The sequence below is a fragment of the Fictibacillus nanhaiensis genome, from assembly GCF_023715445.1.
Taxonomy (GTDB): domain Bacteria; phylum Bacillota; class Bacilli; order Bacillales; family Fictibacillaceae; genus Fictibacillus; species Fictibacillus nanhaiensis_D.
This window is the reverse complement of the sequence record NZ_JAMBOD010000004.1, coordinates 140,574-164,092: the sequence shown is the minus strand read 5'-3', so window position 1 is coordinate 164,092 and position 23,519 is coordinate 140,574. Positions and strand designations below refer to the sequence as shown.

The window sequence follows — 23,519 nt, the reverse complement described above, 5'->3', positions numbered from 1 at the left end:
TTCAGCAGTGGACAAACGTGTTACAGCTTTCTGTGTTTTTTTAATGCAAGGACGTTTAATACCATAAATAACAATGAAAAGCCTGCGAGAATAAGAACTTCGTCATAGACCTGGGACCAGCCGCCGCCTTGAATCATAACGTCACGAATCGCCTGGCCGCCGTAAGTAAGAGGCATGAGATAGCTTAACGGCTGCAGCCAGTCAGCCATCGTTTCTATGTTAAAGAGTCCTGAGAAAAACACTTGCGGAACGACAACGAGCGGTATGAACTGAATCATCTGCAGCTCGTTTTTGGCAAAGGCTGATAATAATGTTCCGAGTGAAAGAGCAGTTACAGCGAGCATGAGCGTAATCAAGATAACGAACCAGATGGAGCCGGCCATCATGATATCGAGAACGTAAATAGCAAAAGAAACGATGATTGCAGACTGGATTATGGTAAAAACTCCGAATCCCAGAACATATCCAGCAACCATTTCCCAGCGACGCATCGGTGTTGCTAGCAGCCTTTCCAACGTTCCAGTTGTTCGCTCACGCAAAAACGAAACACCGGCGATCAAGAAAACGAAAAAGAAAATAAAGAATCCGATAAGAAACGGTCCGATATAGTCAAAGGATTCCATCTCAGCTGATCCATGCAGGTAGTCGATTTCTGTTTTCATTGAGATTTGCTGATTGTTTTCGGGATTTAACGATTTAAGTGCCTTTTCCACCGTCACCATTACTGCTTTATTAGCTGTTGGGTTACTGCCTTCAAGCGTGATAGTTGTTGATGGCGGATTAATCTTAACTATCGCGTCTAGTTTCTCATCCTCTATATCTACCGCTGCAATTTTACTATTTTCATAGGTAATAAAAGCTTCATCAGTCTTTTCGAGCAGCTCTGTAAGCTGTACCTGATCACTTATTACAGCGATCTCTGGCTCATACTCGTTGCCAGAAAAAACGAGGTTCACAAGCGTTAAGATGAATAATGGTGCTAAAAACATCATGGCAAGGGTTCTCTTATCGCGTATAAACTGCCGGATAATTCGTTTTACAAGTGCTCTAGTTCTCATGTCGGACACCTCCGTAATAAAGAAAAGCATCTTCAATTGTTGCGCTCGATGTGCTTTCTTTAAGCTCTTTTGGAGAGCCTGAAGCTATTAATCTTCCATCACGCAGCATGCCAAGCTTGCCGCATTTTTCTGCTTCATCCATAACGTGTGTCGTCACAAGAATCGTTGTTCCAGCTTCACTTAACTTGTAAAGCTCGTTCCAGATCGACTGGCGTAAAACGGGATCAATCCCAACAGTTGGTTCATCAAGAATTAAGATTTCTGGCTCATGCAGAAGGGCTGCAGCGAGCGAAAGGCGTCGCTTCATTCCTCCTGAGTATTGATGAACCGGTTTTTTTAGAAAGTCAGTCAGGTTTACAAGGGAAGCCGTGTGCTCCAATCGTTCTTTTTGTTTTTTACCTTTTAAACCGTAAATGGATGCAAAAAATTCCAGGTTTTCTTTTCCGCTCAATTCTGTGTACAGAGCATCAGATTGAGCCATAAATCCGATACGAGTCATGTTGTAAAGGTTGGGCATAAATGTATCTAGTACTTGAATACTTCCTTTTGTGGGCGTTTCAATTCCCGCAATCATCTTAACGATAGTCGTTTTTCCGGCACCGGATGGACCGAGTAAACCGTAGATTTCATTCTTTTCAACATTTAATGAAATTTCTTCTAAAACATGGTGTGTTCCAAAGCTTTTTGAAACACTAGAAACCTGTATAACAGTGTTCATATAGAACCTCCTTGAAGGTTGATATAAAAAGTGAGTAATCACTCATTTCGTACGTATAGCATATGTCAGTGGACAAAAATATGTCAAGTGAGTACTCACTCATTTTCTTTCACAAAAAAAGATCCCTTGTGTAAGAGGGACCTGAAGTTTATTTAATAGGGGATATTTATTAATTGGAGTTTACTTACGGGGCACTCTGCTTTTTGAACAAAGTAATGGATGTTGCGAAAAATATTGACGAAAATTTCAGAAAAACCCATAATTAACCTAGATTACAAGAAATGAGGGATTAGAGATGTTAAAAAACAATACTAGCCAAGTTCAAATGATGAGGGTGCGGAAGGGTTAAATTACGTTAACAATGACCCTCCGTGTATATAACACTAATGGGGGAATGAATTTATGTCTTTTAGCAATTATGGAGAACTTTGTACAGAAGTTTATGATCTAACAAAAAAGGTTGGACAGTCTTTTGGCGGGGATATCGAGTATTACACAAACAGACTGAAGGAAAACGGAGGGACCACTTTGGAGGCCATGGTCGGATCTGGCCGAGTGATCATTCCGCTTTTGGAAGCAGGACTTACTGTTGATGGGATGGACTACTCATCTGAGATGCTGGCTTCCTGTCAAAAGAGAATCGACGAAAAAAGATTATCGGCAAACCTTTATCATAGCAATCTTCAAAACCTGAATCTGCCTCAAAAATATAAAAATATTATTATCCCTGGTGGCTCTTTTTTATTGATTGAAAAGCGTCAAGAGTCCAGACAGGCATTGGAGCAAATGTATGAGCATCTTGAAGATGGCGGCCGCTTGATCCTTGATATTTTTCTGCCGACTGATCATTTTGAAGCGGGGAAAGTGCTTCGAACATTAACGGTAGACTGCCCGAATGGGGACATTATTACGTTGGAAGATAAGCTTGTGGAAGTGAACTTCTTTGAACAGTACAAAGTATCTTATTTGAAATACGAAAAATGGCGTGAAGGAAGTCTTATTCAAACAGAGCTGCAGCGGTTTTCGATCCGCTGGTACAGCATTGAAGAGCTGAAGCTGATTATGGAGGGCGTAGGTTTTAAAAATGTATCTGTGAGCGCTGACTTCGATTTCGGAAAAAAACCAACTCATGCACGTCAAAGCTTTGTTTTTGAAGCAACAAAATAATGAAGAAAAACCATTTCCCTTCCGGCGAATGGTTTTTTATACGAAATTATTGCTGGTTTTGTGTTTTCTGATACCTATACTGCTGCCATCTGAACCGGATAAAGCAGCCAACGCAAAATCCTAATATAGCGATGAATGATGCAGCTGCTACCATTGCAGTTGCTGCTATAGCGACCCCAGTCCAATTTAGTGTGTATCCGATGAATCCTATCGCTAATAACGTAATAGCGATAAACTGGTTAAATTGCTGCTGACCTTTATCTTCAGGAATATATTCAGAGGGTTTCTTTTTCAAGAATAATTTCGCGAACCTCATCACAGGATTAAAGTTAAAGAACATTCCAAGTATTCCAGCGCTAAGCGGCAATAATAGGATCCATGCTTGACCAGTGAGCCATGTGGTTGCAACTGATAAAAAAATAAACCATTGATTCGTGCGGACTAAAGGTCTAGGGATAGAAGCAGGGCTTTTTGTCATAATAATTCCGACCTTTCTTATAGGTTTAGTTATTATAGTGTAAGTGTATTCGGTCGATATGTGAAGTGTTAAGCACTATTAAATTTAAGAAGGGGATTATGGCGGAATAAAAGAATCATTTATAAGAGGTGATACGGATGAAGATAAAACGAGATGATACAGAGGTCCATTATCAATATGCTGAGGAAATCCGAGAAAAACTGAATCAAGACACGTTTGCCCAGTGGCTGGGAATTGAACTAACAGAAATGGGGCCAGGAAGTGCAGAGGCTGAGATGACGATAACGGAGAACATGCTGAACGCACATGGGACCGCGCATGGAGCAGTGCTTTTTGCGATCGCCGATTTTGTGTTTGCAGTAGCATGTAATTCATATGGAAAAACATCGGTTGGGCTATCGGTGAATATCGGTTACTTAGCTGCTGCCCAAAAAGGGGATAAAATAACGGCAAAAGCTTCAGAAATCAAGCGGAATCATCGCACATCTTGGTATGAAGTGACAGTTGAGAACGCAAACGAGACGGTTGCTCATTTAAGTGCACTGTCCTACAGGAAGAATGACTATTTTGTAGGCGGGGAAGAGGAGTAGCCGGGAGTAATCACATAAAAAGTTGCGATGATCACATAAAAATCTAGGTTAATCACATAAAAAACGCTGTTCATCACATAAAAATTTGCTATCATCACATAATTTGGATTATTTTACCATTCTCAGGAACAGGAAACGGAGTGAGGCGCGTTCGCCATCACTCCGCTTTTTTATTTCTGCAATGTTTTCATGATGTATTTTATCGTCTTTCTTAAATCCTCAGCAGTTGGACGTCCAAAGGGTCCGGTCTGAATATCGAAATACAGCACACGTTTTTGATCATCCACTAAAAATAGTGCTGGTTCACCGTGCTGTCCATGATCTTCATAGAGCTCTCCGTTATGATATTGAACACCAAAGGGTTCTGCTGCTGCTCTCTCTGGATCACTGAATACAGGGAAAGAGAGAGAATGAGTTTCCTTCATTTTATTCAAATTTTTCGATTCATCGGTCGAAATCGCTAAAATGTGTGTGTTTAATTCATTAAAGGTGTCGATGTTCTGCTCAATCTCCTTTAACTGATCGTTACATACCGGACACCATTCCCCCCGAAAGAAAACCAGCAGGTGGAAACGATCATCTTTTTCCAGGTGCTGATAAAAAGAAAACGGTTCTCCTGTTTCACTTTTTAGAGTGAAGTCTGGTGCTTTATCGCCAACTTTTATCATACTAACATCCCTCCAAGAAATTAGACTTCTTCTTTAGGTATTCCTTTTATGTAAAAAATTAAACAATCGACTTTAACTACCAAAAATTGATGATTCACTCCATATTTTGGAGTATAAAATGTAGTAATAGCTCTAGGTCTATTCTACATATATATGTAAAAAGTTTCAAAAAATGAAAAACAAATACAATGACGATTTTCCTATTTTAAATAAAAACTTTCAAAATTTAGTAGGATTTATTTGTTTTTACTAGAATAGTAAAATTTTTCTTTATTTTCAGTCATTTCACCCCTATATTAGGAATTGTCGGACGACAACCAAATTAAAGGAGTGAAGTAAATGTTAAAGAAGATGGCCACAATGGCAGCAGTTCTACCATTAGTTGTATCTCTTGCATCACCAGCAACAGCCGCTAAAAGCACTGAAGTAAAAGCGAATGTTACTCCTCAGGAAATTATTGTTAAGTTCAAAGATGATGTTTCAGATTCAAAAGCGAAGGCATTGGCTGTGAAAGCAAATGATGAATTAAAAGAAAAAGGACCAAAATTCCACGTCATTAAAGTTAAGGAAGGATCTGTAGAAGATGCTATTGCAGAATATGAGGAAAGCGGTGATGTAGAGTACGCGGAGCCAAACTATACATACCATGCTTCTTGGACACCGAATGATACGTACTTCAACAATGGTGTTCAATGGGCACCACAAAAAGTTAGTGCACAGTCTGCTTGGGACATCACACGCGGATCTTCATCAGTAAAAGTGGCGATCATCGATACTGGTGTTGATTACAACCACCCTGATTTAGCTGGCGGAGTTATTAAAGGATATGACTACGTAGATAACGATTGGGATCCAATGGATCTGAACAACCACGGTACTCATGCTGCAGGTATCGCTGCCGCTACAACAAATAACTCACGCGGTATTGCCGGTATGGCACCAAATGTTTACATTTATGCAGTGCGCGTACTTGATGCGAACGGAAGCGGATCATTAGATGATGTTGCAAACGGAATCTATCATGCTGTTGATAACGGTGTAAAAGTAGTTTCCCTTAGCCTTGGCGGACCAAGCGGAGCAACTTCACTTCAAAACGCTGTAAACTATGCAGCTTCAAAAGGAGTAGTTGTTGTCGCTGCAGCTGGTAACGAGAGCACATCTGCTCCAAGTTATCCGGCATACTACTCTAACGCGATTGCAGTAGCGGCTACTGACCGCAACGATAACAAAGCATCTTTCTCTAATTATGGATCTTGGGTTGACGTTGCAGCCCCTGGAGTAGACATTGCCTCTACTGTACGTAACGGGGGTTATGCGTACATGTCTGGTACTTCAATGGCTTGTCCGCTAGTTGCAGGTATTGCCGGATTACTAGCTTCCCAGGGACGAAGTGCATCAAACATCCGTGCAGCTATAGAAAACACAACGAACACTACACCAGGAACTGGAACTTACTATTCTAAAGGACGCGTAAACGCAGCTAACGCGGTTCGTTATTAATCTATAAAGATTCAGAGACTCTCAAGAGCATGGATATATCGTCCGGTCTTGAGAGTTTTCTTTTTCTGAAAATAGTTTTAAATGACTAGTAAATATTGTCGAGAGATAGGGTGAAACATGAATGAGGGTATATGTTGCTTCTGCGTAAAATGTCGATGTAGACATAATTCCTTATTTTATAAACAGGACTTGTAGAAACTTTTAACAGTTTGCTAGAATAGTGGTAATAGTACCCTCACCTAGAATCTTTATTCTTTTTCTTACACTAAAAAGAAAGGAGGTTCCCTTCATCTCTCATACTGCTGCATCTAACGTTTCTAACCGCTCGAGTCCAGTATGAATCTATCTTTCAATATGATTTAAATCTATCTTTTATTAAAAAGGAGGTAAGAATCATGAGTGAAATTCGGTTAATTCCCTTTGTGCTAGAAGATGTATTGGAAATATCGAAGGAGGAAATCCCATATGGGGTTGAAATGATCAATGCTCCGGCTTTCTGGCGTGAAGGCGAAAAAGGGCAAAGTGTAGTCGTATCTGTGCTTGATACGGGCTGTGACACAAATCATCCGGAGCTCGCGAATCGGATCGCAGGCGGCCGGAATTTTGTAGAAGGAGAAGAAGACGATTATACGGATGCGCATTTTCATGGTACACATGTTGCAGGTACGATTGCAGCGACGTTAAATAATGCGGGTGTTGCTGGTGTTGCACCGGACGTGAAACTTTTGATCTGCCGAGTACTCGGGAAAGACGGAAGCGGGACGTATCAGGGAATCATTGATGCAATAGACTACTCGGTAAAATGGCGTGGAGAGAACGGAGAGAGAGTACGTGTAATCTCGATGTCACTCGGCGGTCCGAACGATGTTCCGGAGCTTCATGAAGCGATTCAAAGAGCAGTATTAGAAGATGTTTTGGTAGTCTGTGCGGCTGGAAATGAGGGGGACAACAAAGAGGATACAAACGAACACGCTTATCCTGGAGCATATAAAGAAGTGGTACAAGTCGGTGCTGTTGATAAGAATATGAAACTGGCTCCTTTTTCAAACACAAATGATGAGATCGATCTTGTGGCACCAGGCGTTGATGTTATCTCAACTTATCCTGGAAATAAATATGCCAAGCTGTCTGGAACATCAATGGCAACACCGCATGTATCAGGTGCAGCCGCTTTGCTGATCGAACGAGAGGAAAAACTGTTTGAACGAGAGCTTTCTGAAGCAGAAGTATATGCGCAGCTCGTTAAAAATACATTAAGCATCGGTTTAACGAAAAAGGCTGAAGGTAACGGATTGCTCGTTTTAAACGCACAGGAAAAGGCAGTGTGTGAGGAAGATACGTTCAAAGTAATGAGAACTCCTGTCGAAACGGCAGCAGCCAAAGATCCAGAATCATAATTTAAGCCCGTTTCTAGGAAGAAAGGGCGTGTTGGAGAATGGCTTATAAAATCCTGGCACTTCTCATCAGTTTCGCAACACTTATTGTAAGAATCTATGAAGAGATGAGAAGGCGTGCAAAAAATCAGGCGAAGAAAGAAGAGCAGGAAAAGAAAAAGAAGCGGAAACGAAAGAAAAACGCTAAGAAAAAGGAAAAGGAAAGTGCTTAAATGAATATTTGGAACGAAAGCTGATCTGCTGGACAAGTTATCAACCAGAGAGATCAGCTTTTTTGCGGAATAGGGAGCTCCACGAGGTTTTTTAATAAAATAAGGTACAGTTTTTGAAAAAAACTGGTCTGAATAGGTTTATAGAATGCGCGGTCTAGGTGCTGGAAGGGCATGTTGGGCATGCTGAGGGCTCCAAATAGGGCCGAATCCAAAAGTTTTGTTGCTTAATCCACGAGATTTGGCGCTCAATCCAAAAGTTTTTGCCTTTAATCCAGAAGTTTTGGCTATTTATCCACGAGTTGACTCCTGTCGCCAAATTTGGTCAAGCCCATTGCTGTCAAAGGGACAAGCAGCTTAAAAGTTGCTCCACTGGAAAGAAAAGGAGTAGTATATTTACACTACATTGTTTTAAGAGAGGTCGTACATATGCTTGCTTTACTCTTACTATTTGCTGTCATAGGGGTTGTATTCTTGTTCATCACTTTTCATCCGGTGTTCGGAAGTACCCCTTCTAAAGAAACTAAAACGAAGTTCAGATCACTCAAGCATTATTCTAACGGCACATTTGTTAATCAAATACCTACTGAAATGACAACAGATTTCCGTTCTATGCTTTCTGTGCTAAAAGAGTTTCTAAAAGGAAGTCCTAAACGGCAGCCAAAACACCCTATTCAAGTACAACCACTTCAGTTCTCTTTACAAAATACCAGCCAGAATACAAAAATTACTTGGCTTGGTCACTCTGCTTTCTTAATAGAAATGGATGGTAAGAGGATACTCCTTGATCCGATGTTTGGAAAAGCTCCATCCCCGGTTCCGTGGTTCGGGAACAAGCGATACAGCAAAGAACTGCCGTTCAGCGTAGAAGATTTGCCGGAAATAGATCTGGTTGTTTTTTCTCATGATCATTACGACCATCTGGATTATGGCACAATTAAAAAGTTGACGAATAGGGTTAAAAAGTTCATAGTTCCTCTCGGAGTCGGCAGTCATCTGGAAAGATGGGGTGTCGAGCTTGATAAAATACAAGAATGTAACTGGTGGGATCATGCTGATGCTGATGGTCTTTCACTCGTCTGTACACCTGCAAGGCATTTCTCCGGCAGAAGTCTCACTAATCGTAATTCTACACTTTGGTGTTCCTGGGTTCTGAATGGAAAAGATACAAAAATTTACTTTAGCGGTGATAGCGGGTACGGACCTCATTTTAAAGAGATCGGTGAAAAATATGGTCCGTTTGATGTAACACTGATGGAATGCGGCCAGTATCATGAGAAGTGGGCTGCGATTCACATGATCCCGGAAGAAACCGTTCAGGCACATGTTGACGTAAAAGGAAAGGTGATGATTCCCATTCATTGGGGAGCATTTACTTTGTCTGTGCATGATTGGACTGATCCAATAGAGCGGGTAATTAAAGCCGCAAATAAACAGAATGTTATGATTTGCACGCCTCAAATTGGAGAAAGGTTTACGATTGAAGATGATGTATATCCGCGTTTAATGTGGTGGGAAACTTGATTAAATGTTATAAGCTTTCTTTTTTAACCGATTTAAAGTTAACATCAGACCAGTCATTCCAGCAGTAAGAGTTGGACCCAAGCTATAAATGAAGTATCTCCATTCATCAGTTAATAAGGAACACACAATAAAAATTATGGGGAATCCAATAAGTACAAAAAGGGATCCATATAGTGCTCCTTTTAAATTTTCTTTTATTTTGCACCTCTTTCATATTTGGTAAATAGTGTTTTTATTTTATCACGATAAAAGGGTGGCTCAAAAGTTTTTTTGAGCCACCCCATTTTTAATTGTTTTTCCATAATTCCAATAGTGGACCATCTTTTCCAAACATAGGGTCTGTCTTTGGCAATGGAACGAGCATGATTTCGTCAAGCACTTCTGGACGTTCATCGGGCTGGCCTTTTTTTAAATTATGTTCCATTCCGTCCGGATAGGCACCTGCAACTTTGAAGTCTGTGCTGGAACCAATCAGTTTATGCCCCGTTCCAGCTGGGAGAACAATGACATCACCTTTCGAAACAGTAACTGAAACACCTTCTTCACCACCAAGAAGCAATACAGCTTCACCGCTTATAACCCCTAGAACTTCATGTGTGTTGCTGTGATAGTGATGATAGTCAAAAACGCCATTTTTCCAGCCGTTCTTCCAGCCATTTTCTTCAAAAACCTCCAAAGCATCTTGAGGTTCTTTTAACGTCCCAACATACAGCAGTACTGGCCAAGAGGGATGATTAGGAATCTTGCCGTCATCGGTAAAGAATAACGTTTTTACATTCTCGCTAAGCATTTTCATATCCGCATTCTCCTCACCCGTTTTTGATACCTTTTCCCTTAATTCGATATAAGGAAACCAAAACCTTTCCTAAAAATAATTAATGGAAAGATGAAAATAAGAGCATATTTGCGAAAGAGCTCATTATTTGACGAAAACAAATGTGTTTAAAAAAGTTTCTTTTTATGAAAAAAGTGGTATTAAAGAAGTACGAGGTTTAAATGTAAGCGAAAGGTGGAAATCAGTATGAAGTACAAAGTTAAGGACTGGCTCCGGTTAACGCCGCGTGAGAGATACCTGCTTTTATTCGCTGTTTCCCAACTGCAGAAAAAACTGCGAGCAGGTTAAAAGAACCAAAATATTTAATTTAAGGCGTTTTCATTGCCACAACTCCCCCTTGTTTGGGTTACAATAGGAGTAGATAAAGAACAGGGAGGAACACAGAATGGCTGACCTCAATACTTGGTTTGAAAAAGGCATGACTCGCTATGCTTATATAAATACTATGAAGACGCACAAAGAGAACTTGCTATCTATCTATAATGCATTCGTACTTCCAGATCCAATGAAAGATGCATTGCAAGGCATGCAAAAAAACCGGTTACGAGCAGTTGTGATTACCGAAGACTGGTGTGGTGACGCAATGCTGAATCTTCCTGTTTTCATGCGTATGGCGGATGAGGCCCTCATTGACGTCCGTTTTATTCAACGTGACAAAAATCCGGAACTGATGGATCGATACCTTACAAATAAAGCAAAGTCTATTCCGATCATTATCTTTATCGATGAGAAAGGTAAAGAAATCGTGAAGTGGGGACCACGAGCTCCGAAATTGCAGCAGCTTGTAGAAGAACGGAAAAGGAAACTTCCTTCAAAAGACGATCCCCGCTATGAAAAAGCATTTAAACTTTTTGCGGAGAAAATTTCAAATTTATTCACGACAGACCATGCACTATGGGAAGAGGTCAGTCTTGATATCATAAAAAAATTATTAGCTAAATTGAGCGTCAACAGCCTGTAACTGGCTGTTTTTTTGCGTTTCTTAATAGTAGAATGCAAGAAGAGATACAAGGTATGAGGTGTACTATGAAAAAAGTAAATGTGATGATATTGGCTGGGTTTTTAGGCAGCGGGAAAACAACATTGCTCAAACAGCTTCTGCAGCGGGAAAAGACAAATAAACATAAAACAGCTGTCCTCATGAACGAGCTTGGTAAAGTTTCCATCGATTCAGATGCAGTCCCAGGAGATGTTCCATTAAAAGAATTGCTGAACGGCTGTATCTGCTGTTCATTATCAGACCAGCTTGAAAAGCAGCTTTGGGCGCTGTGCAAGGAAAATGAGCTCGACACTTTAATCATTGAAGCAACAGGGGCAGCACACCCAATCGATGTACTCGATGCGTGTTTATCTCCATACTTGCTTGATGAACTGCATGTTCCCGGAATCATTTCTGTTATGGATGCACCAAGATGGCTCGAAAAAAATACGATGAGTGTTCAGGCGAAAATGCTCATGCTGGAACAAATCAAGCATGCAGACTACATCATCTGGAACAAGACGGGCAGCCTTTCCGCTGAACAGAAGCAGCAATTGAGAGAGGATGCCAAACGCTTAAATGAAGCTACACCATTTGTATTAACTGATTACGCAAAAGTGGATCTTGATCAGCTGTTTTCCCTATCTGTAAAAGACAGAAAAGATCATCAAAAAGTAACTGCAGACAAATTAAAGGTGAAAACGTGGGTGTATCCGTTTAAAAATGCTGTTAAAAAAGAGGCTTTTGAAAACTGGCTGCGTGAAGCGCCATCATCTATTTACCGAATTAAAGGCTACATTAAGCTTGAAGACGGGCAAATCTATCTTTTTCAATATTCTTACGGACTGCCGAATTATGAAAAAGAACTGATGAAGATGCCGTTAAGACTAGTGTTTATCGGTGAAAATCTTGATACGGAGAGCTTGGAAAAAGGTTTGAAACAAATTGAACAATAACTAGAAGGACGCAGGAGTGTAAAAACTCATGTGCCTTTTTCATAACAAATCTCTTTTTTTATGTATTTATCTTTTTCCGTCATTTCCGTAACACCGGGGACCGTTTCTGAAACATTAATATAGCTGTCCATGATTTTGTTATCAGCAGTTAAGATGACAGCTTCTAAATACCGGCTGTCACATGGTTGTGTTAACCGGTAACGGTGCCGGGTTATATTTTCATATCCCGTAAAATCAACTCCGGCTATTTTGTACGTTTGAAGGGCTTCGGGGTAATCTGGCACGAGAAAAGATTCTTTTTTAGGGAAATAGAATGCAAGATCCCAGCCCTTTTCTTCAATAAAAGCTTGATGACTGTCTGGAACAGACTGTTGGAAGGTAAAGCTCATAACGAGTAAGATCATAAGAAAAGTTAAAATAATTAATCCAGTAGAATAATATATTTTTTTCTTCATAAATTCCCTCCTTTTTAGCCTATTCCTTTTCACTTTATGGTAGTCTAATATTATCATAATTTTCCAATTAATAAGATGAGGTGAATTCTTATGCAGTCAAAAGTTCTTACACACGATCATCGAAAGATACATAAAGAAATTTATAACATGAAACAGGGGCAGGTAAGAATCCAAAGAATGCCTGAACTGAAATATGTGGTGCAAGAAATGAACACCGCTTATTATATGGATTGGGCAGGACGTCCGGAACCGGTAGACCAGCAGTGGATTGTCTGGAAAATTGTAAACCAGCTGAAACACATTACGAAAACAAGACTAGATTATAAGTTTAAGTTAATGCCTCACGAAATCATCTGGCATGAAAAGCATGATAAACGAGCGATTACAACCCAAGTCATGCAGGTCCCAGAGTGCATAACAGAAGAAATGTTTGAAGAAGCAAAGATAAATGCTGTAAAACATTTTAAGGGACAGAAAATGCCGGCTACAAAGCTTGTTACTGCTGAGTCGGTTTTATGTGCTCAAAAGTTGCATGTCGGTCATTATCGGAACACCGAAAGGACTCTTTTGGAAGTTGTTCAGTATGCGGAGAGCGTAGGCTATACCGTAAAAAAGAATCATAGAGAAATCTATCTTACACCCGCAATGAAATGCCATGAACCAGATACATGGAGAACGGTAGTGAGTGTAGAACTAGATCAATAACAGGAGAACATCATGAGTACAGATAAAGTAAAATTCAAATTGGAACTACAAGAGGAGAAAAAGAGTTTAAGTTTTGTTCTCATTGTAATTTTTGTCAGTTTAATTTTAAGTTCTATCCTCCTGTTTTTTGTTGGCAGGGACGACCAGGGCGAATTAGATGCACAAGGAATTGCCTCACAATGGGCGGAAGCTGAACTTCAATCAAACGTATCCATGAAGTATCTTTTGTTATCAGAAGGTGCGAGAATTAATTATGTAGATGAAATACCAGCAGAAAAAAAGAAACCTGAAGTTACATACGAGTTTGAGGAATATGACCTCTACCAATGGAAAAAGAACAAGGATGAATATATTTATAAGTTTCACTATTATGGAATAAAGTCTTGTTCAGAATGCCAAAAAGATGTTTGGGTTCGAATCAAGGCTGAGAATGGGAAATGGGTGATCCCGGAGAGTCATTTTTCTGAGTTCCAGGCTGACTCACTCATAAAAAACCTTGAAGCAGAACAGATCCCAACATCTGTTGAACAAGAAGAAGAAATGAAAAAGAAAAAGTCGATATTTGAAAAATTGCTGAACTTGTAAAGAGTGCCACCAAGAGTAACCAGGTGTCACTCTTTTTTAAATTTTTGTGATTGCATGTAAATCTTTAAAGATAAAGTCAGGCTTTATACCGAGTTCATCCACTTCCATCTCTCCTCGGTTGATCCAAGCCGTTTTAAAACCGAAAGAAGCAGCACCAGTAATGTCCCAGAAATTAGAGCTCATAAATAAGATTTCATACCGTTCAACATCAAGAGTTTCTTGAGCATATTTATAAGCATCTGGTGCGGGTTTATATTGTTTAATATCATCAACGGATAAAACATAAAGCAGGTGATTTAGCTCTCTTTTTTCAACAAGAGGATTCAGCATCTCATAGTTACCGTTTGAAAAGATAATCTGTTTTTTATTTTGTTTTTGCAGGATTTCCAATGTGTCACGAACCTCATCATACACTTCAAGCTCTAAATAAGATTGCATCAAAGTATCGATTTCATTTTCTTTCCTTTGAAGTGATAAATTTTTCAAAGTATATAAAAGTGCGTTTCGTGTTATTTCAAAAAAGGGTTTGTATTTCTTTGTCAGCTGATGGAGCATAAAATATTCAACCTGTTTTTTGCGCCACTGTTCACTGATCGTTTTGCCGTATCCTTTAAAAATAGATTCGGCTTTTTCTGAAACAGAGTGTACATCAAAAAGAGTTCCGTAAGCGTCATATACATAAGCTTTTATTGTCATATAAACACCACCTTATTCATAAAGAATACCTAATAGATCCGTCTTAAATGAAATAATTAAATATTTTACGTGATGCAGGTAGAATTTCCAGCAATACGGGAATAGATAACAATGAGGTGATAATGATGAAAATGCAATTGTACTTGTTATTTGGTTTTATTTTTGCGCTGATTATTGCAACCTTTGCGGTAATTAATGTGGGTGATGTTGAAATTAATTATCTTTTTGGAACTGCCAATTGGCCGCTGGTCCTAGTAATACTGGGTTCAGCTGTTATTGGAGGTCTTTCAGTCGGATTATTCGGTTTGATTAAAGTAATCCAGCTGCAGCGCCAAGTAAAAAAGCTGCATCATATTCACAATGAAAAAGAAACGTGGTTAGCGGAAGAAAGAAATAAGACTGTTTCTGAAACCGTTGAACCAGCTCAAGATATACCACACGAAAAAGCAGAGGACAAATGATGATTAACCCCTGAAGAAACCATTGCTGGTTTTCATCAGGGGTTTTTCATTTTCCTGTTAGCTGTTGATTTATAGGGATACCATTAAAATTACAAAAATCACAGTACTTTTTGTAAACCGTAAAAATGTCATCTTGTCCTACAACTTGATTTTCATCATCAAAATATTGCAGTGAACCGCCTAAAATAAATAGGGTAATAACTTCTTCATCATCCGTAATCAATGTATGTATATCTCCAGGAGGTTCAAAGATAAAGGTTCCAGGTCTTACCACCCAATCTCTTTCAGCGTAACGCCATCTACCTTTTAGATTAAATCCAATGACATTGCCGCCTGTGTGCCTGTGCCGTGTTAATATCTTGTTTGGTTCAATTTTAAATAGATAAGTCCAAGATCCGGTTGTAAAATCAAACCTAACTGGCTTAAAGTGACATGTTCCATCATCAAAAGGAACCCAAGGCATATTTTCTGTATCCACTACAATTTCAGGCAGTTGAAGTTTTTCTGCAAAATGGATTAAGTCTGTGTCTAGAAGTTCGTTCATGTAAGAAACCTTCTTTCGATGTGTTGTTCATTTACGTTATAAATCTAATGTTTCTCTCTAAGAAAACAAATTCCTTTTTCGAAAGTAGTTTTAGGCGTTCTTTAACCGGTATTTCGGAAAAGGAATTAAGTTTAAGAGGATAAGCAGCTATTTAGATGAAAAACTGGCTTACCTAGGTGAGAAATCACATCTTGAGCCAGTTTTTTCTTTATATCAGAAGGATTTTTGCTAAAATGTGCAGTTTGGAATTCCGAAACAGTTCCTTAAGACATATGAGGGATCTGGTAAACTCGCAAATCCCACGTTAAACGAAATAATCCCACGTTATTTCATTTAATCCCACATTAAATCAAAAAATCCCACGTTAATTGACATAAAAACGATTTTCGACAAAATCTGATCTAAACAGCAACTGAGAAAAAGGGAAATCCAGGTTCAGTGAGGAATGAATGTATAAGAAAATTAATTTTAATAGGTGAAGATATGAAACATCAGTTAGATGCGGTAATCATTAGAAGAGCCGCAGCACTTTATCATACAACTCTAAAAGGTCTAACGGTTATTTCTGAAGGCTTTCAAAACCAGGTGTTCAGCGGTAATGGTTTTATTTTGCGAATCACTTCTGGTAACAAACGAACACTAAGTATGGTTCAAAGTGAAATCCAGTGGCTCCGATTTTTAAAAGATAAAGGAATCTCGGTGAGTGCACCATTACGATCCATTCATAATCAGTTTTTAGAAAATCTCAACTACAACTGTGAGACTTATTTTGTAACTGCATTTGAAAAAGCTGCTGGTGGTCCAATTCAGGTTCAGGATCCTTCTCAATGGAATCATGCAATTTATCAAAGATGGGGAAGTTTGTTAGGACAGGTCCATCATGCAGGAAAACAGTATTCTGTTGAAAAATATAATATCGATAGACCTCATTGGAGTCTAGAACATCCTTATAATCATGACATCTTTACGAATCTGCCATCTGAATTCATAACCGAAAAGTATGTTGAATTGATTGAACAAATAAGGCATTTTCAAAGGGACCAGCAGCATTTCGGTTTAATACATAACGATTTTCACCAGGGAAACTTCTTTGTTGATAAAGCCGAAATCACACTTTTTGATTTCGACGACTCTGCTTATTTTTATTTTTCATATGATATCGCGACAGCGTTCTATCATGCGTATTGGCAGCACACATCTTTTAACCCAACAGAAGATGATTTCACTTTTGAATTTCTGACTCATTTCCTAAAAGGATACGCCAAGGAAAATACACTGACAAATGAGCTGATCGACCAGCTGCCAGGCTTTCTTAAGCTACGAGAGTTATTCCTGTATGTTCTCTTTCTAAAAGTTTGGGATTCTTCAAACCTGCAAGATTGGCAAGACTACACCTTAAATAATCTAAAAACAAACATTGAAACCAACAGATTATACGCAGGTTTGGATGACAATTTGCTAACTAAAATCAAAAAAAGCCTTCAGAAACCACTCTAACTTTAGAGTGGTTTTTGTAATTCATATATGTTAACCATATATTATTTTAAGTTGACGCAAATAAAAACCTTCGCTATTCTAAAAACGTATACAGTTCATACATATGGAGGTTTAGGAAAATGACAGCAAGAAGAAATGGTTTGAAAACGATCGACATTACGCTGATAGGTATGTTTGTGGCATTAATGGCTATCGGAGCTAATATTACGACCATCTTTCCGTTCATGGTTGTTGGCGGGGTGCCGATTACACTGCAGACGTTCTTCTGTATCCTTGCCGGGGCTCTTTTAGGGAGCAGATTAGGTGCGATTGCGATGAGTGTTTACGTATTGGTCGGTTTAGTTGGGGCGCCGGTATTCGCTCAATTTAAAGGCGGATTCGCAACAGTTGTAAGTCCAACTTTCGGTTTTCTATTATCTTTTATTCTAGTAGCCTATGTGACGGGATTGATTATTGAAAAGAATGCCAGCAAAGCGTCCTATGTTGCGGCAACACTCATCGGAACGGCGATCAACTATGTAGTTGGAACAAATCTCATGTTTATGGCATATAAGATGTGGGCTGCCGCTCCAGAAGGTTTCAATTACTCACTTGTCTGGGGCTGGATGATGGTTCCGCTGCCAAAAGATATTATTCTAGCAGTCTTTGCAGGATTCATCGCTCCACGCATTAACATCGCACGAAAGAAGACGATGTCACATCAAACAAAACACGCATCATAAAAGGGAGGACACAACATGATTTGGAATTCACTTGCAAAAAAGGTTTTAGAAGGTCAAGAGATTACAAACGAAGAAGCTCTTTCCATTTTAGAATGTCCAGATGAAGACTTGCTTTTACTGCTTCACGGAGCTTATCAGATTCGAAAGCATTATTATGGCAATCTCGTAAAACTGAACATGATCATCAATACCAAGTCAGGTGCATGTCCAGAGAATTGCGGGTATTGCTCGCAATCTATCATTTCAACAGCTCCAATTGAAACATATAAAATGATGTCCATAGACGAGATGGTAAAAGGTGCTGAAACAGCTTATAACTTGAACGTCGGGACATACTGCATCGTTGCGAGCGGACGTGGCCCGACAAACCGCGATGTAGATAAAGTGGTAGAGGCAGTTAAAGAGATCAAAGATACATATGGATTAAAAGTGTGTGCATGTTTAGGGATTTTAAAACCAGAGCAAGCAGCTCGTTTAAAAGAAGCAGGAGTGGACCGTTACAACCATAACTTAAACACATCAGCACGAAATCATGAAAACATCACGACCTCTCATACATATGACGATCGTGTGAACACGGTTAACGTTGTAAAAGATTCAGGAATTTCTCCTTGCTCCGGGGTTATCGTCGGAATGAAGGAGACGAAACAAGATGTAATCGATATGGCTCGCAGTCTTAAAGTTCTTGATGCGGATTCCATTCCGGTCAACTTTTTGCATGCCATTGACGGAACACCTCTCGAAGGAACGGATGAATTAGATCCTCGTTATTGCTTAAAGGTTTTGGCGTTATTCCGTTACATCAACCCGACAAAAGAGATCCGGATTTCCGGCGGACGAGAAGTGAATTTAAGAAGCCTTCAGCCGCTCGGTCTTTATGCAGCAAATTCAATTTTTGTTGGAGACTATCTCACTACTGCTGGTCAGGAATCAACAGCAGATCACAAGATGCTGAAAGATATGGGGTTTGACATCGACCGTACTCCAGTAGCAGCGCAATAATCTCGTTTTTTGCACTTTAAGAAAGGATAACTTGTTAACTGATTGTTAAACGACGAAGGTCAAACGAGTTTAGGAATAAAGTATAAGTGCAGCTAAGACTGACGGATAAAGTCTGGCGTCAGACAAGTTATCTTTATTGATAAGCCGCTCCCCGCCTTGGTACAATAGATACTATTCTATTGAACAACTGGGAGTGGTTTTTTTTGGAGAAATGGGAAAAATGGCTAGGAAAAATAAACTGGGCTGAATTAATGCTCGAAGCCGGATTATGGGCAGCAAAATTTTTATTGATTATCGTGATGTTTTTAATCATACGATCAGTCGGCCGGCGAGTGATCAACCGGATGTTTGAAAGGGCGGCATCTCACCGCAAAATGTCGAGCGGACGTATCCTTACGCTGCAAAAGCTCGTTGTGAATTTATTTTCATATGTCTTAATTTTTGTTTTTGCAGGGATTCTGTTTAAACAGTTTGGACTGGAGATAGGTACTCTGATTGCCGGTGCGGGTGTTGTGGGACTTGCTATCGGGTTCGGTGCACAAGGACTAGTGAGTGATGTCGTAACAGGCTTCTTCATTTTGCTGGAAAAGCAGATGGAAGTCGGCGACTACGTAACCATTGGCGGTGTTGATGGAATCGTAGAAGAAGTTGGACTGAGAACGACACATATCAGAGCGTTTGACGGGACACTTTCATACATGCCAAACCGTGAGATCAGTACGATACAAAACCATTCTCGAGGCAATATGCGTGCATTAGTGGATATTGGTATTGCCTATGAAGAGAACATTGATCAAGCTGTAAAAGTACTTCAAGAGGCTTGTGATCGTGTGAAAGCACACAATGAAAACATTGTGGAAGGACCAAATGTTCTTGGCGTACAGGCACTTGGTGCTTCAGATGTGGTCATTCGGATTATCTCTAAAACAAGAAATGGGGAGCAGTGGGGAGTAGAGCGCGAATTGCGTCAGGCTTTAAAAGAAGCATTGGATGCGAACGGCATCGAAATTCCATATCCACACCAAGTCAATGTTGAAAAAGGTGCATAATAAAAGCCGGGGAAACTCCCGGCTTTTTTGATTATAATGGAAGTGTGCTAAACGGAACTCTGCTTCATATTTTGCTCTGATAAATAATCGGTTAACAACTTTATCCTCTTTTTATTGGTCATGATATACAGAATGTCATGCGCATGAATTTCCGTTTTGCCAGTAGGGGTAATGAGTTCATCGCCTCTGATCATAGCACTCACGATTGACTCTTTCGGAAGAGAGATTTCTTCAAGCGTCTGTCCGATAATCCTCGCATCCTCTGGGACAAAGAATTCTACAATCTCAGCATTGGCTTTACCAATTGAAACAAGTTCCAGAACGTGAGGAGAAGTTGGTTTTTCTTTTTCAGTAAGTTTTAATTTTTGTGCGACCCAAGGTATGGTTGAACCCTGGATGAGTGCTGATGTCAGAACAACGAAGAATACAAGGTTGAAAAACAGCTGACTGTTCTCTACACCTTCAATCAATGGGAACGTAGCCAGCACAATTGGAACAGCTCCCCGCAGTCCAGACCAAGATAAAAACACCTTTTCCTTTAATGAGAAAGGAGAAAAATAAGTACTTAAGAATACTCCGATCGGCCGTGCAATCAGAATAAGGATGAGTGAAATAATCATTCCTTTAAGAATGATGCCAATGTGGAACAATTCGCTAGGGAATACAAGAAGGCCCAGAATGGCAAACATTAAAATTTGCATCATCCACGCGAATCCTTCATTGAAGCGAACGATAGAGTTTTTGTACGTCAGATGGTTGTTGCCCATCAATACAGCAGCTACATATACCGCGAGTAAACCGCTCGCACCGGCAAGCATCGTAACACCATACGAAAGGATAGCAAATGAAAGGGCAAACACCGGATATAGACCGCTTGATTCTAGCTGGATCCGGTTGATCGAATAAACCGCGAGCTTCCCAAAAAGGTAGCCAAATACGATTCCTATACCCATCTGCCAAAAGAAAGAGAAGATCAGGCCAAAGATCGAGCTTGTCTCCTTGGTTAACAATTCGATAAACGTAATGGTCAGAAAAACAGCCATTGGGTCATTTGAACCTGATTCCGCTTCTAGCGTTGAAGCCAGTTTATCTTTTACGTTTTTGCCTGTTAACACGGAGAACACGGCTGCGGCATCTGTTGAACCTACGATTGATCCGAAAAGAAAGGCTTCAAGCCAAGTGACATCGAGTAAAAATTTCACCGCTGCAGCAACAACAGCAGTGGTAAGAAAAACACCGATTGTAGCAAGTGAGAGGGAAGGGTACAAGATGGGTTTCACGTTCGTCCATTTTGTTTGTAAGCCCCCTTCAAATAAAATAATAATAAGTGCAATTACACCAACTAGCTGAGTCAGGTGAGGATCATCAAAATAAATAAGGTTAAGGCCATCACTTCCGACAAGCATCCCGATTCCAATAAAAAGGACGAGGGCAGGAACGCCGAAACGCGATGAGAACTTCGTCGTGATAACGCCCAGCAGCAATAGAACTGCTAAGAGTAAAATAAAATAATCTACGTTAAGACTGCCTTCAAACATATCAGCTCTCCTTTATTTTAATTTTATGTACTTAACATAAGTTTTCATAATCTGCCTAAACAGTATTGACGACATTTGTTGTCTAGAAACAATTGACAATTCATCCAAAAGCGGGTAATGTTGACAAATAAACAAAATAAGATAAAAACACATCACCATAGTTGTTTTAGAACATAAACTAATGAAGTAAAGTTTTTCTTCCTTCATTTGCGGGTAAGAAGTAGTTGAAGAGATTTTCAGGAGGGATTGAACGTGTCAGCGGACCATCAAAAAAGAGAGAATTTAATTGCCGATCTATTGCTACATAATATATATAAAACAAAAGATGGACGTCACTTATACGAGCTTTCTTTGCAGGATCTTGAACAACAATTTCAGGATATTTTATCTTCGCCTGCACAGGAAAAAACCACTTAGATGATATGAATAGATGAAGCAAACCGGCATGTAGTGAGCCGGTTTTTTTATTTGATTCCGCCGTACATTTTTTGTATCCCATAAATATATACGGCTAATTTTAAGAAAAGTTTCAACAAAAAAGAAGACTTCCAGGGGCTGAAGTCTTCTATCTTTACGTTATTTATTATCTGCGGATTTCTCTCCCCATGCCTCGGTATTTTTAAGACCGATGCTGGAAGGATAAAATACAGGGTCATTGCCCTCTTTTTTCTGTTTCATATAATCACCGAGTGCATCAAAAGCAATCTTACCTAATAGCGAAATGGCAATAAGGTTGATGATTGCCATTAACCCCATGAACATGTCTGCCAGACTCCAAACAAAGTCGAGTGATGCTATAGCACCGTATGCCACCATTCCTACAACAGCCATTCGGTAAATGAACAGCCACATTTTATTCGTTGAGATGAACTCGATATTTGATTCACCATAATAGTAGTTTCCAACAACAGAGCTGAAAGCAAAAAGCAGAACGATAATAGCTAAGAAAGGTCCGCCCCATGATCCAAGCAGGTTACTTAACGCCTGCTGCGTCAATATAATGCCATCTGCTTCTTTAGATGTGTGCATTCCGGATAATAGAACGATAAATGCCGTTGAAGAACAGATCAATAGTGTATCAACGAAAACACCTAGTGACTGAATTAATCCTTGCTTAACAGGGTGACTGACGTCAGCTGTAGCAGCGGCGTTCGGCGCACTACCCATACCCGCTTCGTTAGAGAAAAGTCCGCGTTTGATTCCGTTCATCATGGCAGCACCGAGAGCACCGCCTGCCACTTCCTCAACTCCAAAAGCACTTTGGAAAATCATACTGAATACACCAGGGAGTTCTGTTAAGTTTGTCATTACAATAAATAGTGCTATCAAAATATAGAGACCTGCCATAATCGGCACAATAATCTCTGATACCTTTGCAATTCTTTTAATACCGCCAAAGATTATGACTGCCGTTACAACGGCAAGAAAAATACTAACATAAGCGGGCTTAATATCAAAAGACTGTCCAAAAGCACTGGCAATCGTGTTTGATTGAACAGAGTTAAATGCAAGTCCGAACGTAATGGAGATCAATACTGCAAAAATTACTCCCATCCAGCGAGCGTTTAGTGCTTTTTCCATGTAATAAGCAGGGCCTCCGCGGAAGGCAACACCATCGCGAACTTTATAGATCTGTGCGAGTGTACTTTCCACAAAAGCAGATGCAGAACCGATCAATGCAATCAGCCACATCCAAAAAACAGCACCAGGTCCGCCGGCTGTAATAGCAAGTGCTACACCAGCTAAGTTACCAGTACCAACACGTGAAGCAGTACTGATACAGAACGCCTGGAATGAAGAAACACCTTTTTTGTCGGCTTTCGCTCCTTCACCGAGCAGCCGGATCATTTCACCAAACATACGAAACTGAACAAATTTAGTTCGAACCGTAAAATAAAGGCCTAATCCAATCAGCATAACGATCAGGATGTACGACCATAAATACGTGTTAACATCCCCAATAAAGTTGTTAAGTAAATCCATCCTCTACACCTCAATTAATCTTATGTCTATCTCAGCTGTACACCTTTATCAAATGTAACAAAACCTCACATGTTTTTCAATTAAAATTTTTTCCTATTTAAATTATGTATGGTGTAAAGCAACTAAAAAAATGAGATTATTACATGTTTTTGCCAATATATATTTCCTGCTCATTTAATCATAATCCGGCTTTTCTTTATAAATTT

At 39.7% G+C, this 23,519-nt stretch carries 26 protein-coding genes; 16 read left to right on the top strand and 10 right to left on the bottom strand.

Annotation, left to right across the window (positions count from 1 at the left end):
* Positions 1 to 20: 20 nt before the first annotated feature.
* Positions 21 to 1,058: an ABC transporter permease gene (locus tag M3196_RS13050; RefSeq protein ID WP_251322758.1), complete on the bottom strand. Its 1,038-nt coding sequence runs from the start codon at positions 1,056 to 1,058 to the stop codon at positions 21 to 23.
* Positions 1,048 to 1,776, bottom strand: coding sequence for an ABC transporter ATP-binding protein (locus tag M3196_RS13045; RefSeq protein ID WP_251322757.1), 729 nt, complete (start codon positions 1,774 to 1,776; stop codon positions 1,048 to 1,050). Before M3196_RS13045 ends, M3196_RS13050 begins: the two co-directional genes overlap by 11 nt.
* A gap of 402 nt (positions 1,777 to 2,178) precedes the next feature.
* On the opposite strand from M3196_RS13045, the gene M3196_RS13040 reads away from it, so the two are divergent.
* Positions 2,179 to 2,943: a class I SAM-dependent methyltransferase gene (locus M3196_RS13040; protein WP_251322756.1), complete on the top strand. Its 765-nt coding sequence runs from the start codon at positions 2,179 to 2,181 to the stop codon at positions 2,941 to 2,943.
* Positions 2,944 to 2,989: 46 nt separating this feature from the next.
* Here the strand turns inward: M3196_RS13040 and M3196_RS13035 are convergent, their stop codons facing one another.
* The gene (locus tag M3196_RS13035; RefSeq protein ID WP_251322755.1) at positions 2,990 to 3,421 is read right to left on the bottom strand and encodes a DUF4395 domain-containing protein; all 432 of its coding nucleotides are present in this window, start codon (positions 3,419 to 3,421) and stop codon (positions 2,990 to 2,992) included.
* A 137-nt stretch (positions 3,422 to 3,558) separates the two neighbouring features.
* On the opposite strand from M3196_RS13035, the gene paaI reads away from it, so the two are divergent.
* A complete protein-coding gene (paaI, locus tag M3196_RS13030) occupies positions 3,559 to 4,011 on the top strand; it encodes a hydroxyphenylacetyl-CoA thioesterase PaaI (RefSeq protein ID WP_251322754.1) in 453 nt (150 codons plus the stop codon).
* 170 nt (positions 4,012 to 4,181) lie between these two features.
* Here the strand turns inward: paaI and M3196_RS13025 are convergent, their stop codons facing one another.
* Positions 4,182 to 4,679, bottom strand: a complete 498-nt coding sequence (locus M3196_RS13025) for a peroxiredoxin family protein (protein WP_251322753.1) — start codon at positions 4,677 to 4,679, stop codon at positions 4,182 to 4,184.
* Positions 4,680 to 5,018: 339 nt separating this feature from the next.
* Between M3196_RS13025 and M3196_RS13020 the strand changes: the two genes are divergently transcribed.
* From M3196_RS13020 to M3196_RS13005, 4 genes are all read left to right on the top strand, one after another.
* Positions 5,019 to 6,179 (top strand): S8 family peptidase, encoded by a 1,161-nt coding sequence (locus M3196_RS13020; RefSeq protein WP_251322752.1) that lies wholly within the window; start codon positions 5,019 to 5,021, stop codon positions 6,177 to 6,179.
* Positions 6,180 to 6,574: 395 nt separating this feature from the next.
* Positions 6,575 to 7,576, top strand: a complete 1,002-nt coding sequence (locus M3196_RS13015) for a S8 family peptidase (protein ID WP_251322751.1) — start codon at positions 6,575 to 6,577, stop codon at positions 7,574 to 7,576.
* Positions 7,577 to 7,614: 38 nt separating this feature from the next.
* Positions 7,615 to 7,785 carry a hypothetical protein gene (locus tag M3196_RS13010; protein WP_251322750.1) on the top strand — a complete coding sequence of 57 codons (171 nt, stop codon included), beginning with the start codon at positions 7,615 to 7,617 and terminating at the stop codon, positions 7,783 to 7,785.
* Between the two features lie 588 nt (positions 7,786 to 8,373).
* Positions 8,374 to 9,306 carry an MBL fold metallo-hydrolase gene (locus tag M3196_RS13005; RefSeq protein WP_251322896.1) on the top strand — a complete coding sequence of 311 codons (933 nt, stop codon included), beginning with the start codon at positions 8,374 to 8,376 and terminating at the stop codon, positions 9,304 to 9,306.
* A gap of 286 nt (positions 9,307 to 9,592) precedes the next feature.
* Here M3196_RS13005 and M3196_RS13000 read toward each other — a convergent pair whose 3' ends face one another.
* Positions 9,593 to 10,102 (bottom strand): cupin domain-containing protein, encoded by a 510-nt coding sequence (locus M3196_RS13000; protein ID WP_338082948.1) that lies wholly within the window; start codon positions 10,100 to 10,102, stop codon positions 9,593 to 9,595.
* 424 nt (positions 10,103 to 10,526) lie between these two features.
* On the opposite strand from M3196_RS13000, the gene M3196_RS12995 reads away from it, so the two are divergent.
* Positions 10,527 to 11,102, top strand: coding sequence for a thioredoxin family protein (locus tag M3196_RS12995; protein WP_251322749.1), 576 nt, complete (start codon positions 10,527 to 10,529; stop codon positions 11,100 to 11,102).
* Positions 11,103 to 11,167: 65 nt separating this feature from the next.
* On the top strand, positions 11,168 to 12,076 hold the full coding sequence (locus M3196_RS12990; RefSeq protein WP_251322748.1) for a CobW family GTP-binding protein: 909 nt from the start codon (positions 11,168 to 11,170) through the stop codon (positions 12,074 to 12,076).
* Between the two features lie 26 nt (positions 12,077 to 12,102).
* On the opposite strand, the gene M3196_RS12985 is transcribed toward M3196_RS12990, so the two are convergent.
* Entirely contained in the window at positions 12,103 to 12,531 is a 429-nt protein-coding gene (locus tag M3196_RS12985) for a hypothetical protein (protein WP_251322747.1), read from the bottom strand.
* Positions 12,532 to 12,621: 90 nt separating this feature from the next.
* Here M3196_RS12985 and M3196_RS12980 point away from each other — a divergent pair, with 90 nt between their 5' ends.
* Both M3196_RS12980 and M3196_RS12975 read left to right on the top strand, forming a co-directional pair.
* Positions 12,622 to 13,236: a hypothetical protein gene (locus tag M3196_RS12980; RefSeq protein WP_251322746.1), complete on the top strand. Its 615-nt coding sequence runs from the start codon at positions 12,622 to 12,624 to the stop codon at positions 13,234 to 13,236.
* Between the two features lie 12 nt (positions 13,237 to 13,248).
* Entirely contained in the window at positions 13,249 to 13,821 is a 573-nt protein-coding gene (locus tag M3196_RS12975) for a hypothetical protein (RefSeq protein ID WP_251322745.1), read from the top strand.
* Positions 13,822 to 13,857: 36 nt separating this feature from the next.
* Here M3196_RS12975 and M3196_RS12970 read toward each other — a convergent pair whose 3' ends face one another.
* A complete protein-coding gene (locus M3196_RS12970; protein ID WP_251322744.1) occupies positions 13,858 to 14,517 on the bottom strand; it encodes a haloacid dehalogenase type II in 660 nt (219 codons plus the stop codon).
* Between the two features lie 122 nt (positions 14,518 to 14,639).
* On the opposite strand from M3196_RS12970, the gene M3196_RS12965 reads away from it, so the two are divergent.
* The gene (locus M3196_RS12965) at positions 14,640 to 14,978 is read left to right on the top strand and encodes a LapA family protein (RefSeq protein WP_251322743.1); all 339 of its coding nucleotides are present in this window, start codon (positions 14,640 to 14,642) and stop codon (positions 14,976 to 14,978) included.
* Between the two features lie 46 nt (positions 14,979 to 15,024).
* On the opposite strand, the gene M3196_RS12960 is transcribed toward M3196_RS12965, so the two are convergent.
* Positions 15,025 to 15,522 (bottom strand): 2,4'-dihydroxyacetophenone dioxygenase family protein, encoded by a 498-nt coding sequence (locus M3196_RS12960; protein ID WP_251322742.1) that lies wholly within the window; start codon positions 15,520 to 15,522, stop codon positions 15,025 to 15,027.
* A gap of 483 nt (positions 15,523 to 16,005) precedes the next feature.
* Between M3196_RS12960 and M3196_RS12955 the strand changes: the two genes are divergently transcribed.
* From M3196_RS12955 to M3196_RS12940, 4 genes are all read left to right on the top strand, one after another.
* Positions 16,006 to 17,019 carry a phosphotransferase enzyme family protein gene (locus M3196_RS12955; protein ID WP_251322741.1) on the top strand — a complete coding sequence of 338 codons (1,014 nt, stop codon included), beginning with the start codon at positions 16,006 to 16,008 and terminating at the stop codon, positions 17,017 to 17,019.
* A 119-nt stretch (positions 17,020 to 17,138) separates the two neighbouring features.
* On the top strand, positions 17,139 to 17,741 hold the full coding sequence (locus M3196_RS12950) for a biotin transporter BioY (RefSeq protein ID WP_251322740.1): 603 nt from the start codon (positions 17,139 to 17,141) through the stop codon (positions 17,739 to 17,741).
* 15 nt (positions 17,742 to 17,756) lie between these two features.
* Positions 17,757 to 18,743 (top strand): biotin synthase BioB, encoded by a 987-nt coding sequence (bioB, locus tag M3196_RS12945; RefSeq protein ID WP_251322739.1) that lies wholly within the window; start codon positions 17,757 to 17,759, stop codon positions 18,741 to 18,743.
* A 251-nt stretch (positions 18,744 to 18,994) separates the two neighbouring features.
* Positions 18,995 to 19,792 (top strand): mechanosensitive ion channel family protein, encoded by a 798-nt coding sequence (locus tag M3196_RS12940; RefSeq protein ID WP_251322894.1) that lies wholly within the window; start codon positions 18,995 to 18,997, stop codon positions 19,790 to 19,792.
* 47 nt (positions 19,793 to 19,839) lie between these two features.
* Here the strand turns inward: M3196_RS12940 and M3196_RS12935 are convergent, their stop codons facing one another.
* Positions 19,840 to 21,330: a potassium/proton antiporter gene (locus M3196_RS12935; RefSeq protein ID WP_251322738.1), complete on the bottom strand. Its 1,491-nt coding sequence runs from the start codon at positions 21,328 to 21,330 to the stop codon at positions 19,840 to 19,842.
* Positions 21,331 to 21,582: 252 nt separating this feature from the next.
* On the opposite strand from M3196_RS12935, the gene M3196_RS12930 reads away from it, so the two are divergent.
* The gene (locus M3196_RS12930; RefSeq protein ID WP_251322737.1) at positions 21,583 to 21,747 is read left to right on the top strand and encodes a Fur-regulated basic protein FbpA; all 165 of its coding nucleotides are present in this window, start codon (positions 21,583 to 21,585) and stop codon (positions 21,745 to 21,747) included.
* 159 nt (positions 21,748 to 21,906) lie between these two features.
* Here M3196_RS12930 and M3196_RS12925 read toward each other — a convergent pair whose 3' ends face one another.
* A complete protein-coding gene (locus M3196_RS12925) occupies positions 21,907 to 23,313 on the bottom strand; it encodes an alanine/glycine:cation symporter family protein (RefSeq protein WP_251322736.1) in 1,407 nt (468 codons plus the stop codon).
* Positions 23,314 to 23,519 lie beyond the last annotated feature (206 nt).